The following is an 18,893-nucleotide window of genomic DNA, read 5'->3' as shown; positions in this document are numbered from 1 at the left end:
CCTGTACCGAAATCCGGGACAAACCAAGCGGTTTAAGAAATTACTGGAGGTGCGAAATGCAGGCTGCCCGGTCAGGATAGATAGTGAGTAATGCAGCAGTATTCGTCAGCTTGAACAAATCCTGAAGGCGCTGGTTAGGAGCCGCGAGTTGGAGTTGTCCGCCCTTGGATCGCACTGCGCTGGAGGCGTGAATGAGCACGCCCAGCGCTGCGCTGTCGGCGTACTCGATCGCTTGAAGATCGAGGATCACCTTTCCAGCGCCGCCATCGGCAAGGCTGGTGATCTCGGCTTCCAGCAGGCTGAGGCGGCTGCCCAGGGTCAGCCTGCCTTTGAGCACCAGTACGACAATGCCGCCTTCAAGATGAAGAACTTCCGTATCGAGCTGCATTTGTCTCCCGCCTAGCCACTTGGAGTGTGGAAAGCAAACCTTAGCACAAGAAACGGGGACCATTCGCCTGAAGTTCTGCAAAATTAAAGCTTTGTTTTGCCCGGCGTAAACCCCGCTTGCATGTCACGCTTTTGCAGTTGGGATCTGAGTTGGACCGCTGCTTTTGGGAGCAGCTTTCTTTTTTAAGCTGACGAAGCAGCTCTCGCGATCGGGGCAGATGGAAAGTAGCCGATCGGTCTCCGTGAGTTGAAAGAGGTCCAAGAGCCGCTTGTTCGGTGCGGAGATGCGCAACTGCCCTCCGACCGCGGTGATCGCCGTATAGGCATGCAACAGCAAGCAGAAACCGGAGCTGTCCGCGTGTTCCACCTGTGAAACGTCCAGAACGAGCTTGTTCGCGCCCTGCTTGATGATCGATTTCACTTGCGCTTCGGCGATCGTTAACCTGGGACCGGCGATTAATCGGCCTTTCAGGGCAATCACGATAATTCCGCTTTCCGCCTGGATGACTTCGGATTCAAGCTGCATGGCGCTTCCCGCTCTGGTAACTTACCAGCGTGCTTCGAACTTTAGCATAGCCGATCGATTTAGTAATCAATCGTCCGGAATAGGTGAGGCCGATCATTGCGGGCGGCCGACATTTTTGGGTGGAGACTTGGGCTGCGGCTCAGGAGGGCTTTTCAATGGCGTTGGCGGATGCGGCTCCGCAGCTTCTGCCGGGGTTTCTGCCAGAAGGCCAGGCTGAGGTCTCTGACTCTTGTCAATCCATCTCGTCAATTCGTCGAAGACTTCTCCGGTCTGGTCGGCAGTAATGTTGCAATGGCCGTCCCGGTTCACGTACTTCTGGACAAACAAGTCCCCCACCCCGGAACGTCGCGTCGCCTCGTCGTAATAGGCGGCTGTCGCTGCCGGCACCAGCGGATCATAGGTGGTATGGACTGCGAGCAGCTTGCGTTTGAGCGCGCCCATCGGAGTATAGAAGCTGCTCATATATCGGACCGCTCTAGGGTCGGCGGCATAGCGCTTCACCTGGGTGTTCAGGGTGTAATCATCGGTTGTGCCGGTATAAATCAAGTTACGGTTATCGAAAGGATTGCCGCCTGTCTTTAGCCGAAGGTCTTCGATCACAAACGTGTTGAAGACCAGGACATCCGCCAATCCCCGATTCGTATGGATGTCTGCCAGTGAGCGGATGAGTGCCGCCGAGTCCGGCTTTGCATCCAGCGCCTTTTGGACATTCGTGATCACCGGCACATCGTTCATCATGAATGTGGATGGAATGTGGTCGACTTCCGGCAACACGCCCGGGAAGAATGCGTCGAAGGCTACCCGATTGGCAAACGCCCGCTGCATCACGAGGTCGGTCGGGGCGAGAACTCCGCAAAGCGCCAGGCCACCTGCATAGTTCTCTGGCCGCTGTTCAAGTGTCATCACCGTGAGCAGTCCGCCCATGGAGTGCCCCATGACCAGCGTCTCCTTGGGCTTCCCGTATCTTTTATTGAAGTACTCGCGCAACTCCTCGGTCTCCTTGAAGGCATATTCCACTGCCCATCCGCCGGCGGAATAGCCGGATTCGGCGACTGCATATCCGCGGTTCAAGATCTGCTGGAGGATACGGCTGGGCGGTCGCGGCTGGCCTTCTACCTCGGCAAAGACACGCGGTTTCGATTCATAGCCGTGGTAGTACATCACCAGATTGTGGTTCCAGTTGTTCTGCGGTACATCGATGCGGAACGATGCTCCATGCAACTGGCCGATTTCAGTCTTCACCGGCACCGGCGGGGGCCCGGCAGGGACAGCCACCGGCTGAGCCGGCTTACTCGTCGTGAGCTTCGGTGCTTGTGTGCTCGGCGGCGCTGCCGACTTCTGACCAGGACTGTTAGCCTGGCCATTCGGACTCCCGACCTGCGCCGGAAGGATGATTTCGGCGGTTACTGCAAGCAGAAGCAGCGAGAAGCACCAACGTCTGATTCGAAGAGGAATAAGTCTCCCTCGCTGAAAGGCGGGTGAGTTTGGAGTTGTGCGAAGATTGCCCACAGTGATCCTTCATTCTGATGCCATCTAAAGAGATTCCGCAACAATCCGGCCGCAAAGACAGAGCAGGCGCAGCTTCGAATGGAACTTCGGCCGCGGCTGAGTCGCGATCGAACCAAAGGGTCAAGGGCGCCAGGGCCAAGGCCGCCGCAACGGCTGGGGTATCCCAGCCGGCTGCCGGGCCGGGCCGGCGAGGACCGCTTGCCGTGATCTCGCGCAGGGCTGCCGATCGGCTGCGCGGCGGCCATGTCTGGGTCTATCGCTCGGATGTAGAAAAAGTCAGCATGGTCGCCGACTCGCGATTAATGCACGTCGTCGATCAGCGCGGCGCATCTCTCGGCACGGGGCTTTACAGCACCAGTTCTCTTATCGCTCTGCGAATGGTCAGCCGCGAGATCATCGATGAGAATGCATGGCAGGAGTTATTGCGAGCGCGAGTCCTGGCGGCTGTGCAATATCGCAGGCGCCTTTTAGAGGGTGGACCTGCAGGGACAGACTCCTGCCGCCTCATCTTCAGCGAAGCGGATTTTCTTCCTGGACTGGTCGCGGACCGGTATGGCGATCTAGTCGTCCTGCAATTTCTGACGCAGGGAATGGCCACGCCAATGGTGCGTGCAACCATCGTCGAAGTTCTTCGTGAAGAGACAGATGTTCGCGCTGTCTTTGAACGCAGTGATCCAAAGATTGTCGCGCTCGAACAGCTGGACGCGGGTACTGCCGATCCTTTATTTTCACGATCCGATCCCCCGGCGCACTTTGCTGGGGCCTCGACCGTCTTCCGCCTGAATGGCCTGAAATTCCACTACGATGCGAATTCAGGCCAGAAGACTGGCGCCTTTCTCGACCAGCGCGAAAACTACGCGGCTGCGGCGAAGCACTGCCGTGGCCATGCCCTGGACGTATGTACCTATCAAGGCGGCTTCGCACTCCACCTCGCTCGATCTTGCGAAACGGTGACGGGAGTGGACTCTTCGCGTTCAGCGCTGGAGGTTGCCGAGCAGAACCTCGCCCTTAACCGCGACAGCCTCGGGAAGCTGGAAGTGGAATGGTTCGAAGCCAATGCCTTCGACCTCCTGCGCGAGTGGAGCGACAGCAGAGTTCTCTTTGACTCGATCGTGGTTGATCCTCCGGCTTTCGCCAAATCCAAGCGAGCCGCCGAGGGAGCATTACGGGGATATAAAGAACTCAACTTGAGGGCGCTGAAGATGCTGCGGCCTGGAGGAACTCTGGTGACCTGCTCTTGCTCTCACCACGTTGGCATAGAAGAGTTTACGGCAGTCGTTGCGGCGGCGGCGGCAGACGCCAGGCGGCAGGTGCGCCTGATTGAGCGGCGTGGCGCCGCCGCCGATCATCCGGTTTTACTCGGAGTGCCGGAGACGGAGTACCTGAAGTGTCTGATTTGCATCGTCGAATCATGAATTTTTCAGAAAGTGAGTCTATATCGCTCATATTTTGTGAATCCCCTGTGCTATAGTTTCATCAGTAGTGATGAAGCGTACGAAAACGCTGAACACAACGACTGATGACTTGGAGGAACGATATGGCGATTACACGTTGGGATCCATTTCGTGAAGTAGCTACCTTGCAGAACCGTATGAACTCGCTGTTTCAGGACTTCTCTCGTACCCAGGGCGGCGATGATGACCTACCCACAACAACCGGCTTTGTCCCCCCGGTCGACGTCTATGAAGACGGACAGAAGATCGTGCTGAAGCTCGAAGTGCCCGGGATGAAGCAGGAAGATTTGGACGTTCGCATCGAGAACAATACCTTGACCGTCCGCGGCGAGCGGAAGTTTGAAAAAGAAGAGAAGGAAGAGAATTTTCACCGCATTGAGCGTCGATATGGCACCTTTTTCCGCGCCTTTACGCTGCCGACGACCGTTGACACCGAGAATGTCAAAGCCAGCTATGACTCCGGTATTTTGAAATTGGAGCTGGATAAGCGCGCCGAAGCGAAGCCAAAGCAGATTAAGATTGGCGTCAACGGCGCCACGCCGGAAACCCGGACCGTCGAGGCATCGAAGACGGCTGCCTGATTGGTTGACGAGTAAAGAGAGACCACAACGGGGGGCTGATGAGGCCTCCCGTGGCTTTTTCAGAAGTGCCTGAGGACGTTTAACTAGACAAGAGAGACACAACTATATGGCGATTCGTTGGGACAAGTTCACAGTAAAGTCGCAGGAAGCGATCCAGAGCGCGAGCGCGTTGGCTGCGGAAAACGGCAACCCGGAAGTCTTGCCGCTTCATCTCCTGGCGGTGCTTCTGGGAGACCGGGAGGGAATCATTGTGCCACTGCTGCAAAAGGTCGGCGTACCGACCGAGCAGTTGCTCAACAAAGTCAACCAGGCCGTAGGCACTCTGCCTAAGGTCTCCGGCTCGGGAACGCAGCCCAGCCTATCGAACGCCGCACAGAAGGTCATCGATCGAGCATTCAAAGAAGCCCAGAACTTTAAAGATGACTACGTCTCGACCGAGCATCTTTTGCTGGCGCTTGCCCAGGAAAAGAACGACCCGGCGCAGCTGGCCCTGGCGGCAGTCGGGGCGACGCACGACGCCATCCTGCGCGGACTGACCTCGGTGCGAGGATCGCAGCGGGTCACGGACCAGAATCCTGAAGCGAAGTATCAAGCGCTCGAAAAGTACGCGAAAGACCTGACGGACCTGGCGCGGCGAGGCAAGCTGGATCCCGTCATCGGCCGCGACGAGGAGATTCGCCGAGTGATTCAGGTGCTCTCTCGAAGGACAAAAAACAATCCGGTGCTGATCGGCGAACCTGGAGTCGGCAAGACGGCCATTGTCGAAGGATTGGCGCGCCGCATTGTCTCCGGCGATGTTCCTGAAATTCTTCGCGAGAAACGCGTGGTCGCCCTGGATCTCGGATCGATGCTCGCCGGCGCCAAGTATCGCGGCGAGTTCGAAGATCGCTTGAAAGCAGTCCTCAAAGATGTGGAAGAAGCGCGCGGTCAGGTCATTCTGTTCATCGATGAGTTACACACCCTGGTAGGCGCAGGCGCCTCCGAAGGATCGATGGATGCTTCGAATATGCTGAAGCCGGCGCTGGCGCGCGGCGAACTCCGGGCCATCGGAGCGACCACGCTGAACGAGTATCGCAAATACATCGAGAAAGACGCGGCGCTGGAACGCCGCTTTCAGATCGTGTTCGTCGGCGAGCCAAATATCGAAGATACGATCGCCATTCTTCGCGGACTCAAAGACCGCTACGAGGCGCACCACAATGTTCGCATCAAGGATTCAGCGATCGTTGCCGCGGCAACGCTCTCTCACCGCTACATTTCCGACCGGTTCCTCCCCGACAAGGCCATTGATCTGGTTGACGAGGCCGCTGCTTCGCTGGCCATCCAGATCGGTTCCGTGCCTACCGAAATCGACCAGCTGGAACGTCAGCAAACCTCGCTTGAGATCGAACGAGCGGCTCTGAAGCGGGAGACCGATCAAAATTCAAAAGACCGCCGTGAGGTCGTGGAGCGCGAACTGGCCGCGTTGAAGGAGAGGTCTACCGGGCTTCGCGCCCGCTGGCAGACCGAACGCGAAGCCATTACCCGGCTCAGCGAGTTGAAGAAGCAGGTGGAGGCGAAGCGCTTCGAGGCCGAGGAGCAGACCCGTGCCGGACAGTTAGAGCGGGCGGCGCAAATCCAATACGGCGAGTTGCCTAAGCTCGAAGCCGAACTGAAGCAACTGAACGCCGCGCAGGATGGTGCCGCAGGAGGCTCGCGGATGCTGAAAGAAGAGGTCGACGAAGAAGATATCGCCCGCATCGTCAGCAAATGGACCGGTATTCCGGTTTCAAAGATGCTGGAAGGCGAAGTGAAAAAGCTGGTCGCGATGGAAGGCCGTTTGCGAGAGCGGGTTGTCGGCCAGGACGATGCGCTGGCCACGGTGGCAAATGCCATTCGCCGTTCACGCGCCGGCTTGAGCGATCCCAAGCGCCCTATTGGCTCCTTCATCTTTCTCGGACCCACAGGGGTCGGCAAGACCGAGACGGCAAAGGCCCTCGCCGAATTTCTCTTCGACGATGATCAGGCGATGGTCCGCATCGACATGTCCGAATATATGGAGAAGCACGCCGTCTCGAGGCTGATTGGCGCCCCTCCGGGATACATAGGCTATGACGAAGGGGGTCAGCTGACCGAAGCCGTGCGGCGACGGCCGTATTCGGTGGTGCTCTTCGACGAAATCGAGAAGGCGCATCCCGATGTCTTCAACGTGCTCCTGCAGGTGCTTGATGATGGCCGTCTCACCGATTCGAAAGGGCGAACGGTCGACTTCAAGAACACCGTGCTCATCATGACCTCGAATCTCGGCGCTCACGTGCTGCAAGGCGAAAACCTGAACAGCGAAGCTGCGTTCGATCATGCCCGCGATGAGGTGATGGAGGTGCTACGCCAGAGCTTCCGGCCAGAATTCCTCAACCGTGTCGACGACATCGTGATCTTCCGTCCGTTGGGCGAGGAACAACTGGCCCACATCATCGACCTGCGGCTGGCGGACCTGAAGAAGCTGTTGAGCGACCGCAAGATCACGCTCGAACTCACCGAGGGCGCGCGGCATCAACTCATGCTTACCGGCTATGACCGGGCCTACGGGGCGAGACCCCTCAAACGGGCTCTGCAGCGGCTCATTCAGGATCCTCTCGCTATGAAAATCCTCGATGGCGAAGTGCTTCATGGCGACCACGTGCTGGTCGATGCCGATCCGCTGAATAACCGCTTGTCCTTTCGAGTGGTGGGGCGCAAAGCCGCCCAACCGGCACTTGCGCAGACCGTGTAAATGCGTTTTTGGGAGTCGCTTAGGCTCGTCGAGCGAGAGCGACTCTCGCAATTCCCTGTAGATCGTCCCTGAAGGTGACATCCTGCCAGCGGTTCAGTAGCTGTCGCAGTTGCAGATGCTGTCCAGCGCCGATTTCCATCATTAACCAGCCGCCTGGTTTGAGGCGCGTCTCTGCTTGAATTATGAGACGCTCATAGACCTCGAGGCCGGTTGGTCCGGCGAAGAGCGCGATCGCCGGTTCGTGATCGCGGACTTGCGCTTCGAGTGAGTCGCGGTCGCCATCGGCGATGTAGGGCGGATTTGAGACGATTACGTCAAACTGTTCACCTGCTACCGCCTCAAGCAGATCGGATTGCAGAAGGCGGATGCGGTCGCCAACTGCGTGGGCCGCTGCATTGCGCCGTGCCAGCTCGAGTGCAGATGGAGAGACGTCGAGCGCTGCGATCTTGGCCATCGGACGGTAGTGTGCCAGGGCTACGGCGATCGCTCCGGAGCCGGTACCGACGTCGGCAAGGCTCGCCGGTTTTTCGTCCGGAATATGCTCTAGCGCCGCTTCAACAAGCAGTTCAGTCTCGGGACGGGGAATCAGTACGTCCGGCGTCACGACGAAGCGCAAGCCGTAAAATTCCCGTTCGCCAAGAATGTATTGGATTGGCTCGGAGCGTTTTCTTCGAGCGACGAGCCTTTCATATTGGCGGATTTGCTCCTCAGTCAACGTGTGCTCAGGGTGGGCGATCAGGTCGGTTCGGCTGAGACCGGTAACATGCATCAAAAGAAGTTCAGCATCTCTGCCCGGTTCGCGGATTTCAGACTTACGAAGCTCTATGACAGCTATTTTGAGTTGGTGAGCAACTGACCTTAAAGAAGTCACGTTGGGAGGGCCTTAACGAACAAGGCCGCCACTTGGCGGCCTTCTCTTGAATTGGGACGGCTGAGGGATTGACCCCGGGTCGCTGAGGAGCGGCCCCCTCCAGTCGTCTTAGAGAGCATACCATCTGATCGCGCCTGGTCCCGTAGCTTGTCGTTTATGGCCCCGGTCATAAAGAGCTCTTTAGTCTTCAAGCTGCGGCTGCCGTCTCTGCCTTCATCTGTTCGGCCTGATAGTGCGCCGTAAGTGCGTCCACGACTGGCTGGAGTTTCCCCAGCATCATCTCGCTCAGCTGGTGGATGGTCAGCCCAATGCGATGGTCGGTGAGCCGATTTTGCGGGAAGTTGTAGGTACGGACTTTTTCGCTGCGATCCCCTGAACCCACCTGCTGCTTGCGCTCCTTGGCGAGCGCCTCGTGCTGCTTGTCCATTTCAACTTCATAGAGGCGCGCGCGGAGAACACGCATCGCCTTCTCGCGGTTCTTGATCTGCGACTTTTCGTCCTGGCAACTGACGATCGTTCCGGTCGGCAGATGGGTGATGCGGATCGCCGAATAGGTCGTGTTCACCGACTGACCGCCAGGGCCGGAAGAGCAAAAAGTGTCGATTCGCAGATCCTTGGCTTCGATTTTGACGTCGACGTCTTCCGCCTCTGGCAGCACGGCGACGGTGATTGCCGAGGTATGCACGCGACCCTGGGTCTCGGTCTCGGGGACGCGCTGCACGCGGTGCACTCCGCTCTCGTACTTCATCTGTGAATAAACGCGGTCACCCTCGATGATTGCAATTACTTCCTTTAAGCCGCCGACGCTGCTCTCCGATGACGATAGTATTTCGACCTTCCAACGATGCAGTTCAGCGAAGCGCACGTACATTTTGAAGACCTCAGCGACGAACAGCGAGGCCTCATCCCCGCCGGTACCGGCGCGGATCTCGAGGACAACGTTCTTCTCATCGTTCGGGTCTTTGGGCAGCAGCAGGACCTTGAGGTCGTCCTCAACCTTTGGCAGCCGCGCTTGTAACTGGGCCAGCTCTTCGGCGGCCATGGCGCGGATGTCTTCGTCGCTTTCGCTCAGCATGCTTTCGGCGTCGGCGATGCCGGTCTTGATCTGCTTGTATTCGCGAAACTTCTCAACGACGGTCTCCAGGTCGCGATGCTGTTTAGCGATCTTCTGGTACTTCTCGTGGTCATTCACAATCTCGGTCGAGCCAAGCTGGCGGCCGAATTCTTCGTAACGGGCTTCGAGTTGTTCTAAACGGTCAAACATGAGGTGCGCTTCCTTCACCCGGGAGCTGGAGCCCGGTTCGTCTCTGGTCAATGAATTCTGAGGATCGTGCAGACGAGCAGTATCGGCGGCGGGAGCCGCTAGACAAGAGCGCGGAAAGGAAGAAGATGACGCATAGCGCTATTTTAACTGATGCAGGGTGGGCATGGTAGGTTTCAGGGAGCGTGGTCGGGTCCTGATCCGGTATGGGAGATCGCTGACCGCTTGGGCTTTCGCCCGGATGGTGAATGCGACAGTTCCAGCTTCATACGCAAGATAGGTCCCAACCCCGCGGCGCCATTAACGGCATCTATATTCGAGACTGTGGCTGCTACCTTTCTTGAATTCGCTCAACTCTGCGATGCGCTTGCGTCGACGACGAAGAAGCTCGAGAAGCGGGCACAGATAGCCGACTGGCTGAAGACGCTGTCCGTCGAGGATGCGGCGCGGGGGTCGCTGTACTTGGCTGGGCAGGCGTTTGCGGAGACCGATCCGCGGGTTCTGAATCTGGGCGGAGCGATCCTGTCAAAGGCGCTGGCAGAGGAGTCAGGTGCAAGCGAAGCGGCAATGCATGAAGCGTATCGCCGCCATGGCGACCTGGGAGCGGCTGCAGCCGACCTGCTGCTCCGGCAAGCCGGTAAGCCCGTGACTTTGACCCTGGCACAAGTCGAGGAGCGGTTTTCGCAGATTGCCTCAGCCAAAGGTCCATCGGCGAAGCTGCCGGTGATCCTGGAGTTGCTGCGCGCGGCAACTCCGCTCGAAGCGAAGTATTTGATCAAGCTTGCGCTGGGCGATATGCGCACCGGAGTCAAGCAGAGTCTGGTAGAAGAAGCAATCGCCGCTGCCTTCGGAGCCGAGGCCTCCGCCATCCGCCAGGCGACGATGTTAAAGGGTTCGCTCCCGGAGGTGGTTCGCCTGGCCGCTGCCGGCCGGTTGCAAGAGGCGCGAATGTCGCTGTTTCATCCCCTGGGTTTCATGCTGGCTAGTCCGGTCGATAGCGTCGACGAGGCTGTGGCGCGTTTTGCCGTAGAGGTGGCTGCCGAGGCCACCGGAAACCAGCTCTCCGTCGATGAAGCCGGTTCATCTTCAAAACTGGATCTCTCCTTCATTGAGACCGAAGTGGCTCAGTCGGTCCTCAAAGAGGCACAGGTTGAGGATAAATATGATGGCATTCGCGCCCAGCTGCATTGCGGCGATCCGGAGCAGCCGGGACGAGTCGCGTTATTTTCGCGCTCCCGGGACAATATGACAGCTGCCTTTCCGGAGCTTATAGAGGCTTTTGCATCCCTCCACCTGCCGGTGATTCTGGACGGCGAAATCCTTGCCTGGGACGTCGCGAATTCGCGGGCACTGCCGTTCTCCCTGCTTCAGAAGCGGATCGGCCGCAAGAAGGTCACTGACGAGATGCGGGAACAAACCCCAATCATCTTTATGGCGTTCGATCTGCTCTATTTAGATGGCGAATTAATGCTGGAACGTCCTCTTTCAGCACGGCGAAAGATCCTAGAGGAGTTTGCCCGGAACCACACCGATTCGGTACGGGCTGGATTCCGGGAGGCACACACGGCACGGTCCCAGGGAAGTTTATTTTCAGAAGAGATTGCCGACGGACCATCCCGTCTCGTGCTGGCTCCGGCAATCGTCTTATCCAGCGCCGAGCAGCTCGATCAGGCGTACATGGACGCTCGCAACCGCGGCAATGAAGGCGTAATGATCAAGTCTCTCGCCAGCATCTACCAGCCCGGGCGCAGGGGGCTGGCGTGGTTGAAGCTGAAGCGCGAGTTGGCCACGCTGGACGTAGTGGTCACGGCCGCCGAGTTTGGCCACGGCAGACGCGCGGGTATTCTGAGCGACTATACGTTTGCGGTGCGCGACGGAGAGCAGCTGAGAAATGTGGGCAAAGCTTATTCGGGGCTAACCGATTCGGAGATTGCCGAGCTCTCGCAGTTCTTCAAAGATCACACCGTTGAGGATTTCGGTTACGTTCGAAGTGTCGAACCAGTCCTGGTTTTGGAGGTTGCCTTCAACAATGTCACCAGGTCAGACCGTCATGCGAGCGGCTTCGCCTTGCGCTTTCCTCGCATCCTGCGAATCCGGCAGGACAAGCCGGTTGCCGAGATCGATTCGCTCGCGCGGGTAGAGGAGATTTATGCCTCCCAGCCGGAATTGATACGAAACGAGGAGTTGAGCCAGTGAACCGTGACAGCGATTTTCTGCGGCCCCTTTGCTGCTCAGCGCCTTGAGTGTAAAGAAGATCGCGAGGCAAGCGGGAGCATATCAGTGCGAATGGCTATGCGAGTGAGAGTGCGCGGAGACGGTCCCGACTGGCATGACGCAGCCATGCGCGACTTCGCATTCGACGTTTTCGAACTGAATTGTCGTGTGGTGGACATGAAACTTCTCTCGCAAGGTCAGCTTGATCTGGTCGAGGATCAGAGCGCTCTCCGACGGAGGAATATCAGCGATCGTGACGTGGGTGGCAAGCGCATGGGTCTGCGAGCCGAGGCTCCAGACGTGGAGGTCATGGACGTCCTCGACACCTGCGATCTGCTGCAATGTGAAGCGAATCTCCGGCAGTGAGATGCCCTTGGGGGTTCCTTCGAGCAGGATATTGAGCGTCTCCCGGACGATCGACAGGGAACTCCAAAGGATGAGCGCGGCGATGATGATCGAGAGCGCCGGGTCGATCCAGGTGCGGCCGGTGAAGAGGATTGCCGCGCCACCGACAATGACGGCCGCGGTCGAAAGCGTGTCCCCCAGCATGTGGATTAGGGCGCTGCGGATATTGACATCGGTGTTCACCCGGGAGAGCAGCAAGGCGATCAAACCGTTCATGAGTACGCCCGCGGCAGCAACATACATCATCAGCTTCGGTTGCACCGCCTGCGGAGTGGCGAGCCGATGCACTGCCTCGATCGCGATCCACACCGAAAGCACGAGCAATGTCGTGGCATTCACGAACGCAGCGAGGACGCCGGCGCGCTGGTAACCAAAGGTTTTGGCGTCGGTCGCCGGGCGGCTTTGAAAATAGACGGCAACGAAGGAAAGCAGCAGCGCCAGTGCATCCGAAATGTTGTGTCCCGCTTCGGAGATCAAGGCTAATGAATGGGCCCGGATGCCGGCGATGAAGGTGACGAGTACGTAGGCAAGCGTGAGCACCAGCGAGAAACGCAGGATGTTTTGCATCCTTTGCTGGGCAGCTCCGGTCACTGGCGCGTGGACGTGCATGGTGCTCCTTAGTCTATGCCGGGGCCATAGCGGAATCAATTGCCAGAAGTCTTGTATTCGACGGGAACATCCTTTATTCGCTTAGCAGCGCGCGGGTGGGAACGAAATTGGAACTCAAGTCGCATCAGCTTGACGCTAACGTCTCGGCACGGTGGCAGCGTTGGGATTTCTAGTGGGCCGGCGTAGCTGGAAGGGCGTCGCTGAATCGCGCAGACCGCTCCAGTTTTCAGCCACGACAATACTGTTTTCCGGCTGGTGCGGGTCGTAGCGGATGGAGCAGGGAAATCCCAGCCGGCAAGACTGGATGTCAACAAAGTTCTTCATCGCCGAAACGTCCTGCGAACACTCGTAGACGACGCCCGCAATCTCGTACTTGTAGAGTATGAGTTGAAGACCGCCCGCGTGGCCACTTTCGGCTTCGCTTATGTCGGAGACATCGATGACCGTACCGTCGATGATGCGACCGGTCTTAACCAGGTCCAGGCGGCGTTCGCGCTCCAGTTCCTCAGCAGAAAGACGTTTGCGCCGGCTCATGTAGAGGGCAATTCCGGCGAGACCAAGGCCCACTGCGGCGAGTGTTCCCAACAGCTCGGGATCGCGTAGTGATAGGCCCTGCATTTCACTCTCCGTCAGGCTTGGCTCGCTCGCGCCGATAGCAGTCGCGCCGATTTCACTGCGAGGATAGATGCAGGATACTCCAGGATGAAGAGGGCCGTTCCGCCGCGCCGGATAATGCGAAGAAGAAGCAGCTCAGGCTGCCTATGTCTCTGGAATCTTGGCCTTATGGCGACCGTTAAGTGGGCGGTTCCCGCTCGTGGAACTGCTGCCTGAAGGCGCTGAGCTATACTTGAATAGAACATGGTAAAACGCTCGTCTTCGCTGTCAGCCGGCCCCGGCGCTTCCTTTAACACCGGACAAAAATTCAATCCCCAGTCGAACGCGTCGCAGTCTTCCGAGACCCGGCCGCGCATCCGGTCGACGACCGTCTTATGTGTCCGCCGGAACGGGAGCGTGGTCATGGCCGCAGATGGCCAGGTGACGATGGGCGATAGCGTGATCAAACACTCCGCGCGGAAGATCCGGCGTCTCTACCAGGATAAGATTTTAGCCGGTTTTGCCGGATCGACGGCCGATGCATTTTCGCTATTCGGCCGTTTCGAGTCGAAACTGGAGCAGTATGCAGGAAACCTTGGCCGCTCCGCGGTGGAGCTGGCTAAAGACTGGCGAACGGACAAGATGTTGCGCAACCTGGAGGCTCTCTTAGTGGTGGCCGACCCGACAACCACGTTCCTGATCAGCGGATCAGGCGACGTGATCGAACCGGACGAAGGGATTGCAGCAATCGGCAGCGGCGGTTCCTTCGCCTTGGCTTCGGCCCGAGCGCTGATGGAGAATACCGATCTGCCATCGCGTGCGATTGCCGAGAAGTCGTTGCGGATTGCCGGACAGATTTGCATCTACACCAATGACCAGATCACGATCGAAGAACTGACGGCTCCCGCGGCAGCAGTGCAGGTCTGAGCGCCTCCAGACGGTTGCTTGTGGGTCTCTAAGCTCCGCATCCTAACCAGACAGTGCTTTGATCGATGGTGGCAAAAAGCTCCACGATTGTCGGCAAACGGACATTGTGGAGCAGCAAAGGATTGGATATATGGCGATCTATTTGCCTGGGGCCGCTGAGGACCAGGAACTTGCACTCGATGATCTGACTCCGCGAGAGATCGTGGCGGAGCTCGACAAATATGTAGTCGGCCAGCACGCCGCCAAGCGTGCAGTTGCCATTGCTTTACGTAACCGGATGCGCCGTCAGAAGCTCTCGCCCGAGCTTGCCGATGAGATCATGCCCAAGAACATCATCATGATCGGGCCAACCGGGGTCGGCAAGACGGAGATCGCCCGCCGTTTGGCAAAGCTGACTAACTCGCCCTTCCTCAAGGTCGAAGCTTCGAAGTTTACGGAGGTCGGCTATGTGGGGCGGGACGTCGAGTCGATCGTCCGCGATCTGGTTGAAATCGCCATTGACATGGTTCGCGAGGAAAAACTGGAAGAGGTCGAAGACAAAGCCGAGATGAATGCCGAAGAGCGGCTGCTGGATTTGTTGCTGCCGCCGCCATCGCCGGCGTCAACGGCGAATCCACCAGCGCCATCGACTCCTGGGGGGGTATCGGCCGACGCTCCCAGTCATGAGTCCGATGGAACGCTGAGCTTTCCGAACCCGAGCAACGAATCTCACAATCGGACGCGGGAGAAGCTGCGGCAGCAGTTCCGCGAAGGCAAGCTGGATGAGCGTACGGTGGAAATCGACGTGCGGGAGCGGAACTCCCCTTCTTTTGAAATTATTTCCAATCAAGGTGTTGAGGAGATGGACATTAACCTCAAGGACATCCTGCCCAATCTCTTTGGCCAGCGCACGAAAAAGCGCAAGATGAAGGTGGCCGAGGCTTTTGAGTATCTGGTCCAAGAGGAAGAAGGCCGCTTGATCGATATGGATCAGGTGACTCGGGTCGCCGTCGAGCGAGTAGAAAACTCCGGAATCGTCTTTCTGGACGAGATCGACAAGATTGCCGGGCGTGAGGGCGGACACGGCCCGGATGTTTCGCGCGAAGGTGTGCAGCGCGACATCCTGCCGATCGTCGAAGGCACTACCGTCAATACCCGCTACGGCATGGTGCGAACCGATCACATCTTATTCATTGCCGCCGGAGCCTTCCATGTCTCGAAGCCCAGCGACCTGATTCCGGAGCTGCAGGGGCGCTTCCCCATCCGAGTCGAGCTGCAATCGCTCACTGTCGAGGATTTCGTTCGCATCCTCACTGAACCGAAGTCATCTCTCACGAAGCAGTATGCCGCTCTTCTCGATACCGAAGGCCTCAAGCTGGAGTTCACCCCGGAATCATTGAAGGAGATGGCTCACTTCGCCTTCCGCGTCAACGAAACGACGGAAAACATCGGGGCTCGCCGTCTGCATACCATTATGGAAAAGGTGCTCGACGAGATTAGCTTCCTCGCTCCCGATCTCACCAAGGCGCGCAAGGGCGAAAGTGGGAACCTGATCGACGTAGCAGCTTCCGCACAAGAGAGCGGCGCGAGCTTCCCGCTGCCGGTGATCGAGCGTCAGACCTCTTCAGGGTTGGAGACGGTGGTTGTGATCGATCCGGAATACGTCCGGCATATGGTCGCTTCAATTGTGAAGGATCACGATCTGGCACGCTACATCCTGTAAGCGACAGGCGCCGGTCGCTCCGGGACCTGTCACGGTTTCCGAGTCGATCGGCAAAGTCCTTCGATTTACCGAGAGGCCACGTTCCTTTATCCCGTCAGATTTGCTTCGCAAAATTCCTTGGTAACTAGAAGGTACGGTCTGCCGGTTCTACTCCCTCTGCGTTTGCGCCTCCTTGGAGCCCCACCACTCAATTCCTCTTTTCTAACGCGATCCTAAGCCGGCATTGCGTCCTTCTACTCTTGCCGAATGAAGGCGGCTTAGTCATGCGAATTCTGATTCGTTAGACCAAATTTAGATCACTTTAGAGACTCTGTATGGACAAAGAAAGGGCGTGCAGCGAGAGTTACGGTCGAAAGGGAGTGCTTAGATGAAGCGTAGAGATTTCCTGAAATCCACCGCCGCCGTGACAGGCGGGAGCCTAATGAGTGGTCTTGGTTTGAGTAAGCTGTCCGCTCAAAACGCGCCAAACAAATCGAACCAGCCTAATATCCTCTTTATTCTTGTCGATGAACTGCGTTACCCCTCGGTGTTTCCCAAGGGCATTACCGATGCAGCAGGATTCTTCAAGCAGTTCATGCCGCATGTCTACGACCTTTGGCAGCGCGGAGTGAAGTTCGACAACTACCACACTGCCGCAAATGCTTGCACTCCTTCCCGGGGCGTCATGATCACCGGCCTCTACTCGCAGCAGAACTGGCTGCTCACCACGATCATCTCGCCACCCATCATCACCAACCCGTTGTTGTATAAGCAACCGGTGCTCAATTCCGCTTACCCGACCTACGGCAAACTCCTGCGAAAACTCGGCTACCAGACACCCTACCGCGGAAAATGGCATGTCTCCCTTGCCCGGAAGCCCGATGACATGGGCAATAACGGATTGGAGGATTACGGCTTCGACTATGCCACTTATCCCGATCCGACCGGTTTCAATCTTCAGGGTACTTACGGTGACTGGCAGCACGGCTATCACAGCGACATCTACACGTCGATCCAGGCGGCTGAGTTTCTCAGCGGCGTGAAGCCCGGGGATACCCCCTTTTGTCTCACCGCGAGCTTTGTAAACCCTCATGATAGGGAATTTTTCCCCGCCGGGACCGAATTTCAGACATTCACCAACCTCTTCTCACCGGATAGCGGGGTGAATCCAAACAACTACGCCCAAGGTGCGAGCTATCCCGGAACGGGACCGCAGGTGCCGTGGGACGAGAACATGCTCAAGACTCCGCCCGATTACGACTTTCCCGACCTGCCCCCGAATTGGGAGAACGCGGCAGACTGGAAGAAGCAGAATAAGCCTTCGACCCAAGGCTTCATCAAGACATTTTCCGAATACATCTGGGGCGGTATCAGCGAGGACCCATCACAAACCGGCTTCACCATCGAGGAGTATCCCGCTAAGGATCTGCATGGAGGAGTGGCGAAAGCGCCCTTCAGCTACTGGAAACGGGGCTTAAACAGTTATGCCCAGGTCATTAAGAAGGTCGACGGCGAGATAGGGAGGGTGCTGGACACGTTGTACAGCCTGCCCGACAGCATTGTCGACAACACCGTGATCGTCTTTGTGTCGGACCACGGCGAATATTCGGGCGCTCACGGACTGCCGCAAGGGAAACTGGCCACCATGTATGAAGAGGCCTGGCACGTCCCCTTGATCGTCGTCGACCCGCGCGGACAGCTTACCGGCGATATCGACGATATCCGCACCGGCCTTACTTCCTCGGTGGATCTCATGCCAATGCTGGTCAGCATCGGGGCTGGGGGAAGCACCGACTGGATGAGGGGCCCGCTCGCGGCGATGTACGGCGGACGCCACGATATGCTCTCGATGCTCAAATCCAAAGACGCTCCTGGGCGTCCGTACGTCCTTCACGCGACGGATGAAATCGCACCCGATTACTTCAATCCAGGGGGCGCCCCCACGCACGTACTCGGGTATCGTACCGATGCATTCAAGTTTGGCGTTTATGCCGACTGGCTTAAAACCACCAGCATTATCAAGAAGAGCTCGGCGGAATTCGAGTTCTACGACTATGCAACGGAACGTGGGCGCATGGAGCTTGAAAACACGACCTGTGATCCCCGGGCAGAAGAAGCTTTTCAGTTGCTGACAAACTACATCATTCCGAATGAACTTCAACAAAAACTTCCACCTCCCTACCGACTGAAACAGATTGAATCGAAGGTGGCCCACCTCGTCTACCGGAAACTGGTTGAAAGTGAACAGCCGGACACGACATGGCTGCAAGGAGGGCTGTTCAGCATCCTCGGCTACGGAGGGCAGTTCTAAAAACAGGGGAAGAGGGAAAAACGGCACAGATCCATCAGGAAATGTGCCGTTAACCCTTCAGTAATTCTTTGATTGTGACTCGTCTCACATCACTCGCGTTTGCGTGGACGGCGGCAACGCCATGCGCTTTTCCATCTCCCCGCGTACCTTGGTCAATCCGTAAACGCAGCCTTCGAAGGATTCAGCAAGCTTCTGGAAGAGAGGCGCCTCCTGAGCGTATTCGAAGACATTGAATTGAGAGACGATCCAGTAGCTCTCCTTGCCCGCCCTGACCATCTGCAGGAAGCGAACCCGCTGCCTCCAGAGATGGAGCGACTCTGGGTACATGCCGGTAAGAAAAAGAGTGTAGTCGCCGATGTGCTTGCGAATGTGACGCTCCTCGTCGAAAGAGGCAGCGGTGCCGTGGACAGGATCGGAGGCGGCCATCATCTCGCCAACCTCTTCAAGCGGGCGACCGCTGGCATCCCGTAAGCGATAGAGCCGGTCGGTTTCGCAGAAATCTGTAAGTAGGTCAGCGACATAGCTCGATACTTCCGTATCGCGGATGCCGACATGCTCGGCATAACAGTCTTCCACCAACTGGTGAAAGAGGTGACGAAGCGAATGCGATTCAGGGACCATCCATTCTCCTTTGCCTAACCGAATGCCTTGCCTGGCTGAAATTCATCCGTCTGTAACTATTGACTACAGAATCTATCGAACGTTTGCCCGATTACCAAGAAAGATCGGCAGGGAGTGCCTAATTCGCTAGCACTCTGGCAGGCAAATTGCGAGGGTCAACTCTTGTGTTTTCGAAATGGATCCAGGCTCG

The 18,893-nt window shown here is 57.5% G+C and carries 15 protein-coding genes; 7 read left to right on the top strand and 8 right to left on the bottom strand.

The genetic code is table 11. The features are described from left to right. Nucleotides 1-40 precede the first annotated feature (40 nt). The 3 genes from ACPOL_RS05885 to ACPOL_RS05875 form a co-directional block, all read right to left on the bottom strand. Nucleotides 41-388 (bottom strand): STAS domain-containing protein, encoded by a 348-nt coding sequence (locus ACPOL_RS05885; RefSeq protein ID WP_161557223.1) that lies wholly within the window; start codon nt 386-388, stop codon nt 41-43. 123 nt (nt 389-511) lie between these two features. Then, nucleotides 512-913, bottom strand: coding sequence for an STAS domain-containing protein (locus tag ACPOL_RS05880; RefSeq protein ID WP_114206237.1), 402 nt, complete (start codon nt 911-913; stop codon nt 512-514). 93 nt (nt 914-1,006) lie between these two features. Continuing rightward, complete coding sequence (locus ACPOL_RS05875; RefSeq protein WP_114206236.1) at nt 1,007-2,422, bottom strand: alpha/beta hydrolase family protein; 1,416 nt, start codon at nt 2,420-2,422, stop codon at nt 1,007-1,009. A gap of 17 nt (nt 2,423-2,439) precedes the next feature. Between ACPOL_RS05875 and ACPOL_RS05870 the strand changes: the two genes are divergently transcribed. The 3 genes from ACPOL_RS05870 (at nt 2,440) to clpB (ending at nt 7,209) form a co-directional block, all read left to right on the top strand. Then, the gene (locus ACPOL_RS05870; RefSeq protein WP_114206235.1) at nt 2,440-3,837 is read left to right on the top strand and encodes a class I SAM-dependent rRNA methyltransferase; all 1,398 of its coding nucleotides are present in this window, start codon (nt 2,440-2,442) and stop codon (nt 3,835-3,837) included. A 122-nt stretch (nt 3,838-3,959) separates the two neighbouring features. Further along, the gene (locus tag ACPOL_RS05865) at nt 3,960-4,457 is read left to right on the top strand and encodes an Hsp20/alpha crystallin family protein (RefSeq protein WP_114206234.1); all 498 of its coding nucleotides are present in this window, start codon (nt 3,960-3,962) and stop codon (nt 4,455-4,457) included. A 106-nt stretch (nt 4,458-4,563) separates the two neighbouring features. Next, entirely contained in the window at nt 4,564-7,209 is a 2,646-nt protein-coding gene (gene clpB / locus ACPOL_RS05860; protein ID WP_114206233.1) for an ATP-dependent chaperone ClpB, read from the top strand. Nucleotides 7,210-7,228: 19 nt separating this feature from the next. On the opposite strand, the gene prmC is transcribed toward clpB, so the two are convergent. Both prmC and prfA read right to left on the bottom strand, forming a co-directional pair. Next, nucleotides 7,229-8,080, bottom strand: a complete 852-nt coding sequence (prmC, locus tag ACPOL_RS05855) for a peptide chain release factor N(5)-glutamine methyltransferase (RefSeq protein WP_114206232.1) — start codon at nt 8,078-8,080, stop codon at nt 7,229-7,231. Between the two features lie 187 nt (nt 8,081-8,267). Then, nucleotides 8,268-9,344: a peptide chain release factor 1 gene (prfA, locus tag ACPOL_RS05850; RefSeq protein ID WP_114206231.1), complete on the bottom strand. Its 1,077-nt coding sequence runs from the start codon at nt 9,342-9,344 to the stop codon at nt 8,268-8,270. Nucleotides 9,345-9,665: 321 nt separating this feature from the next. On the opposite strand from prfA, the gene ACPOL_RS05845 reads away from it, so the two are divergent. Then, entirely contained in the window at nt 9,666-11,537 is a 1,872-nt protein-coding gene (locus ACPOL_RS05845) for an ATP-dependent DNA ligase (RefSeq protein ID WP_236657260.1), read from the top strand. 81 nt (nt 11,538-11,618) lie between these two features. Here ACPOL_RS05845 and ACPOL_RS05840 read toward each other — a convergent pair whose 3' ends face one another. Together ACPOL_RS05840 and ACPOL_RS05835 are read right to left on the bottom strand one after the other, a co-directional pair. After that, nucleotides 11,619-12,569 carry a cation diffusion facilitator family transporter gene (locus tag ACPOL_RS05840; protein ID WP_114206229.1) on the bottom strand — a complete coding sequence of 317 codons (951 nt, stop codon included), beginning with the start codon at nt 12,567-12,569 and terminating at the stop codon, nt 11,619-11,621. Between the two features lie 135 nt (nt 12,570-12,704). After that, entirely contained in the window at nt 12,705-13,187 is a 483-nt protein-coding gene (locus ACPOL_RS05835; RefSeq protein ID WP_114206228.1) for a hypothetical protein, read from the bottom strand. A 240-nt stretch (nt 13,188-13,427) separates the two neighbouring features. On the opposite strand from ACPOL_RS05835, the gene hslV reads away from it, so the two are divergent. The 3 genes from hslV (at nt 13,428) to ACPOL_RS05820 (ending at nt 18,082) form a co-directional block, all read left to right on the top strand. Further along, nucleotides 13,428-14,090 carry an ATP-dependent protease subunit HslV gene (gene hslV / locus ACPOL_RS05830; protein WP_114206227.1) on the top strand — a complete coding sequence of 221 codons (663 nt, stop codon included), beginning with the start codon at nt 13,428-13,430 and terminating at the stop codon, nt 14,088-14,090. A gap of 130 nt (nt 14,091-14,220) precedes the next feature. Further along, a complete protein-coding gene (gene hslU, locus ACPOL_RS05825; RefSeq protein WP_114206226.1) occupies nt 14,221-15,792 on the top strand; it encodes an ATP-dependent protease ATPase subunit HslU in 1,572 nt (523 codons plus the stop codon). A gap of 367 nt (nt 15,793-16,159) precedes the next feature. Then, nucleotides 16,160-18,082, top strand: coding sequence for a sulfatase-like hydrolase/transferase (locus ACPOL_RS05820; protein ID WP_114206225.1), 1,923 nt, complete (start codon nt 16,160-16,162; stop codon nt 18,080-18,082). Nucleotides 18,083-18,166: 84 nt separating this feature from the next. On the opposite strand, the gene ACPOL_RS05815 is transcribed toward ACPOL_RS05820, so the two are convergent. After that, the gene (locus ACPOL_RS05815; protein WP_114206224.1) at nt 18,167-18,703 is read right to left on the bottom strand and encodes a hypothetical protein; all 537 of its coding nucleotides are present in this window, start codon (nt 18,701-18,703) and stop codon (nt 18,167-18,169) included. Nucleotides 18,704-18,893 lie beyond the last annotated feature (190 nt).

Source organism: Acidisarcina polymorpha, from assembly GCF_003330725.1.
GTDB lineage: Bacteria > Acidobacteriota > Terriglobia > Terriglobales > Acidobacteriaceae > Acidisarcina > Acidisarcina polymorpha.
The sequence above is the reverse complement of the archived record's forward strand: the minus strand, read 5'-3'. Positions and strand labels throughout refer to the sequence as shown.

What these genes read in the sequence shown, in the direction of transcription:
- ACPOL_RS05815 (WP_114206224.1), bottom strand. Translation starts at nt 18,703, where the DNA reads ATGGTCCCTGAATCGCATTCGCTTCGTCACCTCTTTCACCAGTTGGTG.
- ACPOL_RS05840 (WP_114206229.1), bottom strand. Translation starts at nt 12,569, where the DNA reads ATGCACGTCCACGCGCCAGTGACCGGAGCTGCCCAGCAAAGGATGCAA.
- ACPOL_RS05870 (WP_114206235.1), top strand. Translation starts at nt 2,440, where the DNA reads ATGCCATCTAAAGAGATTCCGCAACAATCCGGCCGCAAAGACAGAGCA.
- ACPOL_RS05835 (WP_114206228.1), bottom strand. Translation starts at nt 13,187, where the DNA reads ATGCAGGGCCTATCACTACGCGATCCCGAGCTGTTGGGAACACTCGCC.
- prfA (WP_114206231.1), bottom strand. Translation starts at nt 9,344, where the DNA reads ATGTTTGACCGTTTAGAACAACTCGAAGCCCGTTACGAAGAATTCGGC.
- ACPOL_RS05820 (WP_114206225.1), top strand. Translation starts at nt 16,160, where the DNA reads ATGAAGCGTAGAGATTTCCTGAAATCCACCGCCGCCGTGACAGGCGGG.
- ACPOL_RS05885 (WP_161557223.1), bottom strand. Translation starts at nt 388, where the DNA reads ATGCAGCTCGATACGGAAGTTCTTCATCTTGAAGGCGGCATTGTCGTA.
- hslU (WP_114206226.1), top strand. Translation starts at nt 14,221, where the DNA reads ATGGCGATCTATTTGCCTGGGGCCGCTGAGGACCAGGAACTTGCACTC.
- hslV (WP_114206227.1), top strand. Translation starts at nt 13,428, where the DNA reads ATGGTAAAACGCTCGTCTTCGCTGTCAGCCGGCCCCGGCGCTTCCTTT.
- ACPOL_RS05865 (WP_114206234.1), top strand. Translation starts at nt 3,960, where the DNA reads ATGGCGATTACACGTTGGGATCCATTTCGTGAAGTAGCTACCTTGCAG.
- ACPOL_RS05880 (WP_114206237.1), bottom strand. Translation starts at nt 913, where the DNA reads ATGCAGCTTGAATCCGAAGTCATCCAGGCGGAAAGCGGAATTATCGTG.
- clpB (WP_114206233.1), top strand. Translation starts at nt 4,564, where the DNA reads ATGGCGATTCGTTGGGACAAGTTCACAGTAAAGTCGCAGGAAGCGATC.